A 14,065-nucleotide genomic window follows, 5' to 3' on the forward strand; every position below is an offset into this window, starting at 1 on the left:
GGCGCATCAGGCCGCCGCCTGCCCTGGCCGCCGCGGGCCGGCCACCGGGCCGCGGCAGCCCCCTCGACATGCGTGCCCCATGCGCACGCCTCCCTCCACACCGTTATAGATAATGATTATCATTTTTATAGCATGGAGATCGACGGGCTACGCAGCGGGTGCACGACGGCGGGAGAAGTTGCGGGCGGACGGGGTCAGGGCCGCGGCGGCGGGGGCGAGGAAGCAGACCAGCGCGCAGGCGCCGAGCACCGGCCGGAGTCCGAAGGCGTCGATGGCCGGAGCGATGAGCGCCAGGCCCGCGGGGGCCAGACCGTAGGAGACGAGGAAGTCCAGCGAGGAGACGCGGGCCAGCCGGTCCGGGGCGACCTCGCGCTGGACCGCGGTGAACCACGGCACGTTGAACAGCTCGATCCCCAGCCCGGCAACGGCGAAGGCCGCGACCACCACGGCCGGGTGGACGGCGAACACCAGGCTCAGCGGCGCCACACCGTACGCGGCGAGCGCGGCCAGCGCCGCCCGGCCCGGTGCGCGGGGCCGCCAGCGGGCGATGACCAGGGCGCCGGCGAGTGCCCCGGCGGTGTAGGCGGTCAGTGCGGCGGCGAGCACCGCCTCGGTGCCGTAGCGGTCCCGGCTGACCAGCGGCAGGGCGACGCCGGTGGCGGAGTAGCCGGTGAAGATGACGGCGGCCAGCGCGCCGAGGCCGGCGACGAACCAGGGATGGCCGCGCGCCTCGCGTACGCCCTCGGTGAACTCCGCGGCGAAGGAGCCCCATCGGACCGCGGAGGGCGCCGCGCCCCCGGCACCCCGCCCCGGCACCAGCGCGGCGACCAGCCAGAGCAACCCGAGGCCCAGCAGCAGGCCGCGGATGTGCAGGAGCACGGCGAGCAGCGCGGCGAGACCCGGGCCGACCAGGGTGGTGACCCTGACGGCCAGCGTCATCGCGGCGTTGGCCTGCTGCCTGCGGCCCTCCTCGACGACCTCGGCGGTCAGCGCCTGGAACGCCGGCCGGCAGGCGCCCTGGCCGCATCCCGCCACCGCGGCCGCCACGGCGGTCAGCGCCATCGACCGGCCGAGACCGGCGGCGAGCAGCGGCGCGGACGCGGCGGCGGCCAGGCCGGCCCAGAGCACCGCGCCGCGGCGTGAGTGCCGGTCGGCGAGCACCCCGCCGACCGGTACGGCGACGAGGAAGCCGGCGGTGCGGGCCGCCAGCAGCAGACCCAGCTCCGTCGCCGTCAACACACGCTCCAGCACCGCGAGTCCGAGCACGAACGGCAGCGCCCAGGTCGCCAGCCCGGACGCCGTGGCACCGCACCACAGCCGCAGGAACGCCACGTCGAGCAGGACGGGCGACCGGCCCCTCTTCCCGGGCACACCTGTCCGGCGCACGGGGCGGGGTGAGGTCACGGGGCTTCCCCGGGGGCGACGGCAGGGCATAGTGAAAATGATTATCATGCTTATGAGTGTGATGGCGACGGGGCCGTCACGGACTGCCCGCTGCAACCGCTCGTGGACGGCGCCGCGTCTGCTGACGAAAGAACTGCCGCTGCGAACCGGGGTACAGCATGCCGAGCTACGGGCTGATCGTGATGGGTCCCATGGGTGCCAACCCCCTCGACCAGGTCGAACTGCTGGAGACGGTCGACGGCAGGACGCCATCCCCTTTCAGGGCCTGAACGCGCCGCAGGACCGCCCACCGACGTGACGCCGGCGGCAGCGCAAATCCGTCATCCGCCGCCGGACCGGGCGAAGGCCGCAGTGGGCAGCAGGGCCTGGGTGTCCTCCCACGCGAGCCAGATCCCGTGCTCGCTCTCGAGGAAGCGCAGGAAGGCCACGTCGGGGAGTTCCTGCCCGGAGTAGGCGAAGCCCGGCACCCCGTCCCGTACGCCCACGCCTCCCAGATGCGGCATCCCCGGTTCGTAGTGGGCCAGCACCTGGCCGTCGCGGGCGTAGCCGACCTGGTGCTCGCCGTTGACGCTGCGGAACACCGTGTACGCGCGCGTCCCGCGCGACAGCGCTGCCAGGCGGGCGGGGGCGTGGCAGGAGATGTTCTCGATGGCGTAGGCCCAGCCGGGAACCGTGCCGGCGCGGACGAGCACCTCCGGGTGGGAGAGGAAGCCCGCCTCCGTGAGCCGTGCCACGAGCGCCTCGTCCTCCCGGTCCAGGAACTCCAGGTCGCCGAGGTGGCCGTCCTCCGGCCGCGCCTGGAGTTCGGCGACCGCGTCAGCGGTCAGCTCGTGGACGTGCTGCGGCTCCGCGCCCATCCGTACCAGCAGCTCACGCGGCTCGATGCCCTCACACAGCGTGAAGGTGTACCCCAAGTCGTATTCGGTGGCTATCCACCGCAGCCCGCTCGCCACGTCCGCCCTCCCCGCAGCCGACAACTCACACCGCAACGTAGCCCAGCCCCGGCCTTGATCCCGCCCGAGCCGTGGCCGCGGCCCGTCCCGCCCGCACCGGGGTTTCCGTGTCCGGTGCCGCTCAGCGCCGGTGGCGACCCGACAAAGGCGGTGCGGGGAATGTCGGGTGGTCGGTTCCGCCGGCGCCGCACGATGGGGGCATGGATGACACGACCCCGGTATCCCGTTTCCTCCGCGACGGCTTCGTGAAGCTGGAGGGTGCCGTCGCGCCGCGCGTGGCCGCGGACTGCGCGCGGCTGCTGTGGCGGGAGACGGGCTGCGACCCGGACGACCCGTCGACGTGGACGCAGCCCGTGCACTGGGTGGGCGGCATGGCGCAGGGGCCGTTCGCCGCCGCGCCCAACTCCCCGTCCCTGCACCGCGCGTACGATCTGCTCGTCGGCGCGGGACGCTGGGAGCCGCGCTATTCGCTGGGTACGTTCCCGCTGCGCTTCCCGCACGAGGAGGAGCCGGACGACGCGGGCTGGCACATCGAGGGGAGCTACCTGCCGGAAGGCGAGGACTGGTACTTCACGAATCTGCGCTCCCGGGGCCGGGCGCTGCTGATGCTCTTCCTGTTCAGCGAGGTCGGCGAAGAGGACGCCCCGACCCGGATCCGGGTCGGCTCGCACCTCGACGTGCCGAAGGTGCTGGAGAAGTACGGGGAGGACGGGGCGAGCGGGCTGACCCTGGCACCCGAGTTGGTGGCGGCGTCCGACCACCGGCCGCTCGCCCTTGCCACCGGGTCCCCGGGCGACGTCTTCCTGTGCCATCCGTTCCTGGTGCACGCGGCTCAACCGCACCATGGGACGCGGCCGCGCTTCATGGCGCAGCCGCCGCTGATGCCGGCCGTACCGTACGAACCGGAACGGGCCGACGGCGCGTACTCCCCCGTGGAGATCGCGATCCGCCGGGGGCTGGGACAGGACACCCCCGGTCCGGACGGAGAGGGCGCCGGCCGCAGCGCGGGATAGTCCTGCCTCACGGCCCTCGCCGCCGAGGTGGCCGTGAAAGGAAAGAGGGAGGAGGCCGGGCATGCTGGAGCGGTTGAACCGGGCCATGGAGCACATCGAGGGCCATCTCGACCAGGACGACCTCGACGTGGCGGAACTGGCACGCATCGCGGCCACCTCGGAGCACCACCTGCGCCGGATGTTCTCCGCGCTCGCGGGAATGCCGCTGTCGGAGTACGTCCGGCGCCGCCGCCTCACCCTCGCCGGCGCCGAAGTACTCGCGGGACGCGACACGTTGCTGGAGATCGCCGTGCGCTACGGCTACGGCTCCGGCGAGGCGTTCGCGCGGGCGTTCCGTGCCATGAACGGCATCGGACCGGGCGAGGCCCGCCGTACCGGCGCCGCACTGACCTCCCAGTCACGGATGGCCTTCCGCCTCACCATCGAGGGGAGCAGCAGCATGCGGTACCGCGTCGTGGACAAGGCGGAGTTCACCGTCGTCGGGTTCAGGGCCCGGGTGCCCCTCGTGCACGCAGGACCGAACCAGGCGATCATCGACTTCGTCCGACGGATCGATCCGCGGACCCTGGAGCGCCTGGAGAAGCTGTCGGACCAGGAGCCGCACGGCATCGTCGCGGTCTGCGACGACATGGACCCCAGCCGCGCCGAGGGCACCGGGCTCGACTACCACCACGGCGTGATCACCGCCGCGGCCGCTCCGGAAGGCACGTCCACGCTGGCCGTCCCGGCCGGCGCCTGGGCGGTCTTCACCACCTCCGGGCCGGCGCCGCAGGCCATCCAGGAACTCTGGCGGGACGTGTTCACCGAGTGGTTCCCGTCGAACCCGTACCGCACCCGCACCGGCCCGGAGATCCTGCGCACCCGCCTGTCGCCGGACAGGACCGGGGCCGACGCCGAACTCTGGCTCCCGGTCGAGCCCGAGCACCGCTGACACGGCGGCACTCCCCCGGGCCGGCGTGTGCTGCCCGATCACCGGCCGGCGCCTCAGCTCAGGGTGCGGCGGGCGAGGCGGCGGTGTTTGAGTGCGAGGTGCAGGTCCAGCCGGACGAGGCCGTCGGCGAGGTCGGCGCCGAGCAGGGCGGCGACGCGGCCGAGGCGGTAGTAGAGGCTGGTGCGGTGCAGGTGGAGGCGGGCGGCGGTGCGGGCGGCGTCGGCGCCGAGGTCGAGGTACGTCTCCAGGGTGGCGAGGAGCATGGGTGCGGAGGCACCGGCGCCGTCGAGCGGGGCGAGGATGCCGGGGGCGGGCGGCGGAGGCGCGGCGGAGTACAGCAGCGTGCGGTACGGGCCGAGGTCGCGCCAGGTGAGCGGGGTGGGCAACGCGGGGTCCAGCGCCGCGAGTTCGGCGGCGGCCAGCGCCCGGGCGCGGGCGGTGCGGACGGAGTCGAGCGTGAACGGCGCGGGGTCGCAGCTGCCGACCATGACGGTGGCGGAACCCGCCGGCTCGGCGATCCGGCCGATCCCGTACGCGATGTCCTCCCCCGCCCCGTGCCGGGCCAGCACCACCGCGTGGCTCGCGCCGACGTACGAACCGACGTACCCCGCGTACGCGCGCAGGGCCGCCGGGAGCGCCCCGGCCAGCCGCCGGAACTCGCGCCCGGCGAACGGCACCGCGCCGCCCCGTCCCGGCGCGGCGGGCACCACCGCGTACACCCGGATCCGGGACCCGAGGAGGCCCGGGGCCGCCGCGGCGAGGCGGTCCAGAGCCTGCGGGTCGGGGCTCTCGACGAGCACGGCGCGGATCAGTTCGTCGGTTTCCCGGCCCGCGGCCGGGGCCGCGGCGGCGGGCGGGTGCGGGGCGAGCGCCGGGGCCATGGCACGCGCGGCACGCGCGGCCGCGGCCTTCGCCGTCCCGTCCAGCGCCGTGTCGGCGTCGAGCACCCAGAGGTAGCCGAGGCAGCCGCGTCCGCTGCGAATCGGCACGCACAGCCGGGCGGCCATGCCGAGCCCGGGGTTGGCCGGCACCTCGACGGGCCCGGCCGCATCCGCGATGCCGTGCCGCAGCTCCCACTCCAGGACCGCGGGGGCCACCCGGCGGGACAGGATGGCTGCGATCCGCGCGGGGTCGGCGTCGGCGCCCTGTGCGCTGTAGGCGACGAGGCGGCCGTCGGGGGCGTCCACGGAGAGGCTGTGCCCCAGCTCGTCGGCGAGCGAGTCGAGTTGCTCCTGGAGGCTGCCGGCGTGGGCCACGGGACCGTCCTCGACGTACCGCTGGGTTCCTACAAGTGTAGGAGAGGGCGCGGGCCGGTCCCGTCACGCGTCCGATGTGCCGGGGACCCGCCCCGGCCTAGCGTGGTGATCTCCCCCGGCCCCGGCCGTCCCGGCCGTGGCCGCCCGAGCCGAGAGGCGGACACCCGTGGCCGACCGTACGGAGCAGGCGCGCGAGCCCGTGGCGCTCCGGGAGTTGACGTGGCTGGGCGGCAACCCGGGCGACGGCTGGTACGAGATGACCGGCGGGCTGATCCGCCTCCTCGAAGGCCGCGACCCCGCCCTGCACCTGACGCTGGCCGCCGGCGGCGGGCGGGAGAACCTGACCCGGATCCGCGACGGCGCGGGCCATGTGGGTATGAGCACGGACGTCGTGGTGGCCGCGGCGTACAACGGCGGCCCGCCCTTCGACGCTCCGATGCCCGCCCTGCGGGTTCTGGGCACCGGGTGGTCGGCACTGCCGTACAACCTGCTGCGGGCGGCCGACGCCGGTGCCGGGTCCGGGTCCCGTCTCGGCGAGGCGATCACGGGGCGGCCCGGCGGGCGGTTCGGGGCGCCGCCGGAGGACACCACCGACGAGCTGATGTTCCGTGCCGTCGTCGGCCACTACGGCGCGACGTACGCCCGGATCCGCGCCTGCGGCGGCCGGGTGCTCCTCGACGGCTACGACGCGCTGGTCCGCGCCCTCCACGCCGGCGAGATCGACCACGTCTTCGGCGCGACGACACTGCCCTCCCCCGGCATCGCCGCCGCGGCCCGGGGCGTCCGGCGGGTCGAACTCGCCCCGCTGCCGGCGGACCTCATCGCCCACCTCGCCCGCCGCTACGGCTGCACCCCCGGCGCGATCCCGGCCGGCACCTATCCGGGCCTGCACACCGCGGACGTGGCGACGTGTTTCGCCGCCACCGTCCTCGTGGTCTCCGCGGAACTGGCCGACGGCACCGCGTACGCACTGACCCGGCTGCTGCTCGGCGCCCTCGACGGACTCCCCGGCGTACACCCGTCGCTGGCCGGGTTCAACCCGGCCACCGCCTGGCGCAACGTCCCCGCGCCGCTGCACCCGGGCGCCGCGCACGCCTACCGGGAAGCGGGCTTCATGGCCTGAACCCCGGCACCTCCAGGCGGAAGGCCCCCCAAGAGGAAGACCCGGACGCCGGGGCGTCCGGGTCCGTGGGGCCCGATCGTCAGTACCAGTACCAGCGTCGGGCTGGCTTGTTGGTGAAGATGCGTCGCATCGTCGCGGCCACGGCTGCTCACCTCCTTCCCGTGTCGAGTGCGGGCGGGTGGTCCGGGGTGCGGTGCAGGACGAAGGGTCGCGGAACGTTGCCCTCCGACATGGCTGCGCGGGTGTCGCCGCCGGTGACGGCCAGGCGGGCGTGGCCGGTGAGGGCGGACAGGGTTTCGGTGAGCAGCGTCTGTGCCACCGCTGCGCCGGCGCAGCTGAAGGGCCCCGTGCCGAAAGGGATGTACGGGCCGTGTCCGCTGTCGCTGGCCCAGCGCTCGGGCCGGAACGCGCCCGGGGAGGCCCAGTGGCGTGCGTCGTGGTGCAGCAGGTACGGGCAGACGGAGAGCACCTCACCGGATGGGATGACGGTGCCACCGATGTCCATGGCGTGCGGGAGGGTACGCCCGAGCATCCAGGGCACCGGGCGGTGCCTCAGCGCCTCGCGCACGACGTGGTCGATCGCCCAGGGCCACGGTGCGGCCCCGGTGTGGTGCAGACAGGCCAGCAGCACCGACCAGGCCAGCGAGCCGCTGACAGGGGCCATGATCGCCCGGAACATCATCAGGTGCAGTTCGGCCACCACTCGGTCGGACACATCCGCTTCCGGGCATGCCGTGAGCACCGCGTCCAGCATGTCCCGCGGTTCGCCGGCGGGCTGGCGGCGGCGGCGGTGCGCCTCCTCGGTCACTGCGGCCAAGAGCCTGGCCCGTACGAGTTCCGCCCGGGCCCGCCGCCACACGTACCGCGAGCGCACCGCCACACCCCCGTGGGCGGCCTGCCGCATCAGCTCGCGGGAGCCGCCCGGTGTGCCGGGGTGCAGCAGGACGTCCGCGAGGCAGCGGTGGACCAGCCGCGTGCCGGCGTCCGGCCACCGGCTGGCCGGCGGCAGTGCGGCCACGGCCCCGGGCAACGCGGCGCGGTAGTGCGGCACGGCGGTCCGCAGGAGGCTGCGCACCGCGCGGCCCAGCCCGGCCTGCGCGCCGCGGGCGGGCAGCAGTTCGCCGAAGAAGAGCGACCCGCCCGTGTGGAAGTCCGGATCCTGCAGCAGTGCCTGCGCCAGTTCGGTATCGCGGACGCACCAGCCACCCCACGGCAGCCGCATCACCCCGGCCGTGCTGCCGTGGCTCAGCTGCTCGATGCAGACGAGGGGATCCCGCAGCAAGCGGATCTTGTGCCTCATCCTCATCCCCCCTCTCCGGTGTCCCGGCACGCGAAGCCGGAGCGCCCCGCAGCCGAGTGGAATCACCTGGCTGATTCCACTCGGCTGTCGGTGCATGTCAGCGGTGACCCCAAGGTGTGAGCGCACGCCGGTGCTCCGAACTGCCGCTACCGCCGCCACGCGACGCAGCCGCTCCTGCGTCCCCGCGCAGCGCACGCCTGGCGGCGCGCCCGCGGCAGCCCCGGCCCGGGCCCCTCCGGTACGGGGGATGCGCACGGTCACACGGATGAAGGAGTGCACGCCGGAGCACATCCGACCCCCGGTGGTACCGGCACGCCGCGCACGCCAGCTTCGACCGCCCGCGCCACCCGCTGGGAGCCGGGGCCGACCGCGGCGGCTGACCCCGCGATGAGCCGCGCCGCGGAATACACCTGGTCTCATCACACGTTCTGCTCGCGAGTCCGCACCGGGAGCGCCGGGGACAAGGGCCGCCGCCGCACCGGTGGGGACGTCGTTGAGAATGAGGGTGACAACGGTGAGGAGCCAGATGCGACCGTTCCTGGACAAGGTCATGCCGGAGGCGTGGCAGGCCGCGAGGTCCTACTCGGCGGCGATCCGCGACGCCGCGTTGGGCCGTGGGCTGGATCCGCAGGAGATCGAGCTCATCAAGGTGCGCTCCTCGCAGCTCAACGGGTGTTCGTTCTGCCTGGACCTCCATTCCCGGGAGGCCCGGGAGGCCGGGGTCGCGCAGCAGAAGCTGGACCTGCTTCCGGCCTGGCGCGATTCCGGCGTCTACGCCGATCGCGAGACCGCCGCGCTCGCCGTCGCGGAGGCGGCCACCGTGCTGCCCCTCGGCGAAGACGCGCAGGCCGACCTGGAGGCGGCGCGCGACATCCTGGGTGAGGAGGGATTCGTCGCAGCCGAGTGGGTCGCGGTATCGATCAACATGTTCAACCGGATCTCCATCCTCAGCCGGCATCCGGTACGCCCGCGAGGGCTGGACGGGAAGGTGATCCGGTGAGCAACCTCGACGGACGTCCCGACCTGGCCGTGCTGGCTCCCGGTCAGCCGTGCACCGCCGTGGAGGTCCTTCAACCGCGGCTCGTGCCCCTGGGCGGGCCGCGGGCCATGACCGTGTACCGGACGCTGCCGCAGCGCAGCCGGTCCCTGGTCGGGGCGTGGTGCTTCCTGGACCACTACGGCCCCGACGACGTCTCGGCCACCGGCGGCATGGAGGTCGCCCGGCATCCCCACACCGGGCTGGCCACCGTGTCCTGGCTGTTCACGGGCCGCATCGACCACCTCGACTCCGGCGGCAACGCGGCACAGGTGCGGCCGGGCGAACTGAACCTCATGATCGCCGGACAGGGCATCACCCACTCCGAGATCAGCCCCACCGACGCCGACACCCTGCACGGCGTCCAACTCTGGTACGCACTCCCCGAGGCGACGCGCTTCGGCCCGAACCACTTCGAGCACTACCGCCCCGAGCCCGTCACCGTGCCCGGCATGACCGCCCGGGTCTTCCTCGGCGACCTCCTCGGCTCGTCCTCCACCGTCCTGACCCGCACCCCCGACCTGCTCGGCGCGGAGCTGATGCTGGACCCGGGCGCCACGGTGACCCTCGACGTGCGGGCGGACTTCGAGCATGCCGCCCTCGCCGAGACGGGCACGGCCGTGGTCAACGCCACCGATCTCGCACACCGCTGCCTGGCGTACGTACCGCCCGGCTCGGACACGCTCACGCTCACCGCCGGCCCGGACGGCGCCAGGCTCATCCTGCTCGGCGGCGTCCCGCTGGACGAGCAGATCGTCATGTGGTGGAACTTCGTGGGCCGCAGCCACGAGGAGATCGTCGAGTTCCGGCGCCGCTACCAGGCGGAGATCGGAGCCGAACCGGCCGACCCCGACGACGCTGGCAAACCGGAGCTGTTCGGGCCGTTCCCGCCCGACCAGCCGCCTGCACTGCCCGCCCCGGTCCTGCCCACCACCCGCCTGCGGCCGCGCCGGCAGCCGCACGCCACGGAGAACACGCCACCAGAGGGAGGACGGCCATGACGGACCAGCGCTTCGAGGTGCAGGATCGGCCCGAGGAGTCGCGCTACGTCCTCGTCGACCACGATGCCGCAAACCCTGCGGACCAGATCATCGGCGCGGAGGACTACGTCGACGTCGACGGTCCCGACGGCGTCCAGCGCGTGCTGTTCCACACCGAGGTGTCGGCGGACTACGCCGGGCAGGGCCTCGCCTCCCTGCTGGTCCGCGGTGCGGTCGACGATGTCGTGGCGCGCGGTTACGCCGTCGTCCCGGTCTGCCCGTACGTCGCCGGGTGGCTCCCCAGGCACCCCGAGTACGACGACCACGTCGTCAAGCCCAGACCCGACCACCTGCGCGCCGTGGACTCCCGGCAGAAGTAGCGGCGGTCAGGGGCCGTCGATGCCGGGGAGGCGTCATGCGCGCAGTGCGTCCAGGCCCTCCAACAGCTTGTCCGGGGTCGCCGGCAGGTCCCGTACGCGCACGCCGGTGGCGTTGAACACCGCGTTGACCACGGCCGACGGCGATCCCACGATCCCGATCTCGCCGATGCCGCGCGTGCCCATCGGGTTGCTGTGCGGGTCCTCCTCGTCCAGCCAGACCGCGTCCAGGTCGCAGACGTCCGCGTGCGCGGCGATGTGGTAGTCGGCGAGGTCGTCGTTCACCACCTGCCCGGTGCGCGGGTCCAGCACGGTGTGCTCGTGCAGCGCCATCGACAGGCCCATGGTCATGCCGCCGATGAACTGGGAGCGGGCGGTGCGCGGGTTGACGATGCGGCCCGCGGAGAAGACCCCGAGCATCCGCGGCACGCGGATCTCGCCGGTGTCGGCGTCGACCCGTACCTCGGCGAAGTGCGCGCCGAAGGAGTGCAGCGCGTACTTCTTCTGGTCCGGGTTCTCCGGTGTGCCGGCGCGGGACTCGGCGCCAGGCGGCGGGTCGTCGCCGTGCTGTTCGCGGAAGGCGCGGACGGCCGCGACCACCGTCGACCCCCAGGACGCGAGGCCCGAGGAGCCGCCGGCCACCGTCGCCGGGGGCAGTGCGGTGTCGCCGATGTGCAGCGTCACGTCGTCCGGCGCCGCGTCCAGCGCGTCGGCGGCGATCTGGGTGAGTGTCGTCCAGGTCCCGGTGCCGATGTCGGCCGCGCCGATCCGCACCGTCCAGCGGCCCGCGCCCTCGTGGCGGACCAGCGCCTCCGAGCCCTGGCTCGCGTAGTACGGGTACGTGGCCGACGCCACGCCGAGGCCCACCAGCTCCCGTCCCTCGCGGCGGGCGCCGGGAGCGGCGGCGCGCCGGTCCCAGCCGAACCGGCGGGCGCCCTCGCTCAGGCACTCCACCAGCTTCCGCCCGGACCAGGGGCGCCCGGTCTCGGGGTCCTGCGGCGGGTCGTTGCGCACCCGCAGCTCGATCGGGTCCAGGCCGCAGGCGGCGGCCAGTTCGTCCATCGCGCACTCCAGCGCGAAGAGGCCCGGGCACTCGCCCGGTGCCCGCATCCAGGAGGGCACGGGCACGTCCAGCGCCGCCAGCCGGTGCGACGTGCGGCGGTTGGCCGCGGAGTACATCATCCGGGTGCCGGTGGCCGTCTGCTCGGCGAACTCCTTGATACGGGCGGTGTGTTCGACCACGTCGTGGCTGATCGCGGTGATCCGGCCGTCCGTTCCGCAGCCCAGCCGCAGGTGCTGGATCGTGGGGGTGCGGTGCCCGGCGAGCGTGAACATCTGCTGGCGGGTCAGCGCCAGCTTCACCGGCCGGCCCGGTACCGCCCTGGCGCACAGCGCGGCCAGCACGTCGTGCGCGTGCGGCATGCCCTTCGAGCCGAACCCGCCGCCGACGTGCGGAGAGATCACCCGCACCTGGTCGGCCTCCAGCCCGAACAGCGGGGCGAGGGCGGTGCGTACGGTGTGCACGCCCTGCGTGGAGGCGTAGAGCAGCAGCCGCACCGGGGAGTCCGGCTGCCATACGGCGACCGTGGTGTGCGGCTCCATCGGGTTGTTGTGCTCCATCGGTGTCGTGTACGTGACGTCGACGGTGACCGGGGCCCGCTCCATCGCCGCGTCGACGTCGCCCTCCCCGGTGTCGGTGGCGAAGAAGGGGTTGACGGTCTCCGGGGCGTACAGGTCGTCGCGGTCGGCACGCAGCTCGACGTCTGGCCGCTCGTCCTCGTATGCGATCCGCACCAGGGAGGCAGCGTGCCGGGCGGTCTCCGCGTCCGCGGCGACCACCGCGCCCACGAGCTGGCCGCGGAACGCGATCCGGCCGGACTGCAGCACCGCCAGCTCCTCGTCGCCGGTCTCCTCGAGCCGGGGTGCGTCGCGGTGGGTGAGCACGGCCGCGACGCCGGGGCAGGCCGCGGCCGCCTCGGTGTCCACGCCGGTGATCCGGCCGCGGGCGACGGCGGCCTGCACCGGATGGACGTAGAGCGGGTCTTCGACGGGATGCTCGAAGGCGTAGCGGGCGGTCCCGGTCACCTTGGCCGGGCCGTCCAGACGCTCCAGCGGAGTGCCGACGGCGCGGGGGCGGAGAGTGGTCATCGCCTTGCCTCCGTGAGGTCGCGCAGGACCGCAACGATGGTGTTGCGGGCCAGCGGCACCTTGTACGCGTTGCCGTCCCGTACCTCGGCTGCGGCCAACTCGGCGCCGGCGGCCAGGCGGAAGGACTCCTCCGTCGCGGGGGCGCCGCGCAGCACGTCCTCCGCCCGCCCGGCGCGCCACGGCTTGTGGGCGACGCCGCCGAGCGCGACCCGCGCGTCCCGTACGACACCGCTGTCGTCGTCCACGTCCAGCGCGGCGGCGACCGACACCAGGGCGAAGGCGTAGCTGGCGCGCTCGCGGACCTTGCGGTACGTCGACCACCGGGTCATGGCGCTCGCCGGCGGCAGCTCGACGGCGGTGATCAGCTCACCGTGCGCCAGCACCGTGTCCCGCTCCGGGGAGTCCCCCGGCAGCCGGTGCAGATCGGCGAGCGGCAGCGAACGGGCGCCGTCCGCGCCGAGCACATGCACCGTCGCGTCCAGGGCGAGGAGGCCCACCGCCATGTCGGAGGGGTGCACGGCGATGCAGTGCTCGGAGGCCCCGAGCACCGCGTGGTGACGGTCCCAGCCGCCGATCGCGGCGCAGCCGGAGCCGGGCTCGCGCTTGTTGCACGGGGTGGTGACGTCCTGGAAGTAGCGGCAGCGGGTGCGCTGCAGGAGGTTGCCGCCGGTGGTGGCGGTGTTGCGCAGCTGCCCGGAGGCGCCGGAGAGCAGCGCGCGGGCCAGCGCCGGGTAGCGCTGCCGTACGAGGGGGTGGGCGGCCAGGTCGCTGTTGCGCACCGCCGCGCCGACGCGCAGCCCGCCGCCGGGCGTCTCCTCCACCTCCGTGAGAGGCAGCCGCGACACGTCGACGAGCATGTGCGGCGCGGCGACGCCGAGCTTCATGTGGTCGACCAGGTTGGTGCCGCCGCCGAGGAACACGGCGTCCGGACGGGCGGCGACGGTGGCCACCGCCTCCTGGGCGTCGGCGGCCCGGCGGTACTCGAAGGGGATCACGACGCCCCCCGCGATGCCGTCGCGGTCTCGCGCAGCGCGGCGACGATGTTCACGTACGCCCCGCACCGGCACAGGTTGCCGCTCATCCGCTCGCGGATCTCCCCGTCGTCGAGCGGAGCGGGCGAGTCCGGCGCGCCGGGCGGCGCCAGGTCCCGGGTGACGTGGCTGGGGTGGCCGGCCTCCGCCTCGTCGAGCATGCCGACCGCGGAGCAGACCTGGCCGGGTGTGCAGTAGCCGCACTGGAAGCCGTCCTGCTCGATGAACGCCTGCTGCACCGGGTGCAGTCCGCCGTCACCTCGTACCTCGCCGAGCCCCTCGGCGGTGACCACCTGGTCGCCGTCGTGGGCGACGGCGAAGGTCAGGCAGCTCAGCTGCCTGCGGCCCTCCAGGAGCACCGTGCAGGCGCCGCACTGGCCGTGGTCGCAGCCCTTCTTCGGTGAGGTCACCCCCAGACGCTCACGCAGTGCGTCGAGCAGGGTGGTGCGCGAGTCGACCGTCACGGCCCTCTCGGTGCCGTCCACCCGCAGGGTGATCCGGTGTTCCATATGC

General features: G+C 74.1%; 13 protein-coding genes. 6 read left to right on the plus strand and 7 right to left on the minus strand.

What is annotated here, in order from left to right; translation table 11 throughout:
* Positions 1-147: 147 nt before the first annotated feature.
* The gene (locus LG396_RS19000) at positions 148-1,404 is read right to left on the minus strand and encodes an MFS transporter (RefSeq protein ID WP_225795656.1); all 1,257 of its coding nucleotides are present in this window, start codon (positions 1,402-1,404) and stop codon (positions 148-150) included.
* 320 nt (positions 1,405-1,724) lie between these two features.
* Positions 1,725-2,357 (minus strand): DUF6461 domain-containing protein, encoded by a 633-nt coding sequence (locus LG396_RS19005; protein ID WP_225795657.1) that lies wholly within the window; start codon positions 2,355-2,357, stop codon positions 1,725-1,727.
* A gap of 200 nt (positions 2,358-2,557) precedes the next feature.
* Here LG396_RS19005 and LG396_RS19010 point away from each other — a divergent pair, with 200 nt between their 5' ends.
* Positions 2,558-3,370 carry a phytanoyl-CoA dioxygenase family protein gene (locus tag LG396_RS19010; RefSeq protein ID WP_225795658.1) on the plus strand — a complete coding sequence of 271 codons (813 nt, stop codon included), beginning with the start codon at positions 2,558-2,560 and terminating at the stop codon, positions 3,368-3,370.
* A gap of 61 nt (positions 3,371-3,431) precedes the next feature.
* On the plus strand, positions 3,432-4,301 hold the full coding sequence (locus tag LG396_RS19015; RefSeq protein ID WP_225795659.1) for an AraC family transcriptional regulator: 870 nt from the start codon (positions 3,432-3,434) through the stop codon (positions 4,299-4,301).
* Positions 4,302-4,354: 53 nt separating this feature from the next.
* Here LG396_RS19015 and LG396_RS19020 read toward each other — a convergent pair whose 3' ends face one another.
* Positions 4,355-5,557 carry a PucR family transcriptional regulator gene (locus LG396_RS19020; protein ID WP_225795660.1) on the minus strand — a complete coding sequence of 401 codons (1,203 nt, stop codon included), beginning with the start codon at positions 5,555-5,557 and terminating at the stop codon, positions 4,355-4,357.
* 166 nt (positions 5,558-5,723) lie between these two features.
* Between LG396_RS19020 and LG396_RS19025 the strand changes: the two genes are divergently transcribed.
* Positions 5,724-6,680, plus strand: a complete 957-nt coding sequence (locus LG396_RS19025; RefSeq protein WP_225795661.1) for a TAXI family TRAP transporter solute-binding subunit — start codon at positions 5,724-5,726, stop codon at positions 6,678-6,680.
* 148 nt (positions 6,681-6,828) lie between these two features.
* Here LG396_RS19025 and LG396_RS19030 read toward each other — a convergent pair whose 3' ends face one another.
* On the minus strand, positions 6,829-7,980 hold the full coding sequence (locus tag LG396_RS19030) for a cytochrome P450 (protein ID WP_225795662.1): 1,152 nt from the start codon (positions 7,978-7,980) through the stop codon (positions 6,829-6,831).
* A 526-nt stretch (positions 7,981-8,506) separates the two neighbouring features.
* Between LG396_RS19030 and LG396_RS19035 the strand changes: the two genes are divergently transcribed.
* The 3 genes from LG396_RS19035 to LG396_RS19045 are packed head-to-tail and all read left to right on the plus strand — an operon-like array spanning position 8,507 to position 10,376.
* Positions 8,507-8,980 carry a carboxymuconolactone decarboxylase family protein gene (locus LG396_RS19035; RefSeq protein WP_100301943.1) on the plus strand — a complete coding sequence of 158 codons (474 nt, stop codon included), beginning with the start codon at positions 8,507-8,509 and terminating at the stop codon, positions 8,978-8,980.
* The gene (locus LG396_RS19040; protein ID WP_225795663.1) at positions 8,977-10,017 is read left to right on the plus strand and encodes a pirin family protein; all 1,041 of its coding nucleotides are present in this window, start codon (positions 8,977-8,979) and stop codon (positions 10,015-10,017) included. The genes LG396_RS19035 and LG396_RS19040 overlap by 4 nt, the downstream gene beginning before the upstream one ends.
* On the plus strand, positions 10,014-10,376 hold the full coding sequence (locus tag LG396_RS19045; protein WP_225795664.1) for a GNAT family N-acetyltransferase: 363 nt from the start codon (positions 10,014-10,016) through the stop codon (positions 10,374-10,376). Before LG396_RS19040 ends, LG396_RS19045 begins: the two co-directional genes overlap by 4 nt.
* A gap of 33 nt (positions 10,377-10,409) precedes the next feature.
* Here the strand turns inward: LG396_RS19045 and LG396_RS19050 are convergent, their stop codons facing one another.
* The 3 genes from LG396_RS19050 to LG396_RS19060 are packed head-to-tail and all read right to left on the minus strand — an operon-like array spanning position 10,410 to position 14,061.
* Positions 10,410-12,521 (minus strand): xanthine dehydrogenase family protein molybdopterin-binding subunit, encoded by a 2,112-nt coding sequence (locus LG396_RS19050; RefSeq protein ID WP_225795665.1) that lies wholly within the window; start codon positions 12,519-12,521, stop codon positions 10,410-10,412.
* Positions 12,518-13,516 (minus strand): FAD binding domain-containing protein, encoded by a 999-nt coding sequence (locus tag LG396_RS19055; RefSeq protein WP_225795666.1) that lies wholly within the window; start codon positions 13,514-13,516, stop codon positions 12,518-12,520. Before LG396_RS19055 ends, LG396_RS19050 begins: the two co-directional genes overlap by 4 nt.
* Entirely contained in the window at positions 13,513-14,061 is a 549-nt protein-coding gene (locus LG396_RS19060) for a 2Fe-2S iron-sulfur cluster-binding protein (protein WP_225795667.1), read from the minus strand. Before LG396_RS19060 ends, LG396_RS19055 begins: the two co-directional genes overlap by 4 nt.
* Positions 14,062-14,065 lie beyond the last annotated feature (4 nt).

The sequence above is a fragment of the Streptomyces aculeolatus genome (assembly GCF_020400605.1).
GTDB classification, from domain to species: Bacteria; Actinomycetota; Actinomycetes; order Streptomycetales; family Streptomycetaceae; genus Streptomyces; species Streptomyces aculeolatus.

Coding starts and splice junctions, on each gene's coding strand:
- LG396_RS19050 (WP_225795665.1), bottom strand. CDS start 12,521: ATGACCACTCTCCGCCCCCGCGCCGTCGGCACTCCGCTGGAGCGTCTG.
- LG396_RS19035 (WP_100301943.1), top strand. CDS start 8,507: ATGCGACCGTTCCTGGACAAGGTCATGCCGGAGGCGTGGCAGGCCGCG.
- LG396_RS19060 (WP_225795667.1), bottom strand. CDS start 14,061: ATGGAACACCGGATCACCCTGCGGGTGGACGGCACCGAGAGGGCCGTG.
- LG396_RS19045 (WP_225795664.1), top strand. CDS start 10,014: ATGACGGACCAGCGCTTCGAGGTGCAGGATCGGCCCGAGGAGTCGCGC.
- LG396_RS19030 (WP_225795662.1), bottom strand. CDS start 7,980: ATGAGGCACAAGATCCGCTTGCTGCGGGATCCCCTCGTCTGCATCGAG.
- LG396_RS19015 (WP_225795659.1), top strand. CDS start 3,432: ATGCTGGAGCGGTTGAACCGGGCCATGGAGCACATCGAGGGCCATCTC.
- LG396_RS19010 (WP_225795658.1), top strand. CDS start 2,558: ATGGATGACACGACCCCGGTATCCCGTTTCCTCCGCGACGGCTTCGTG.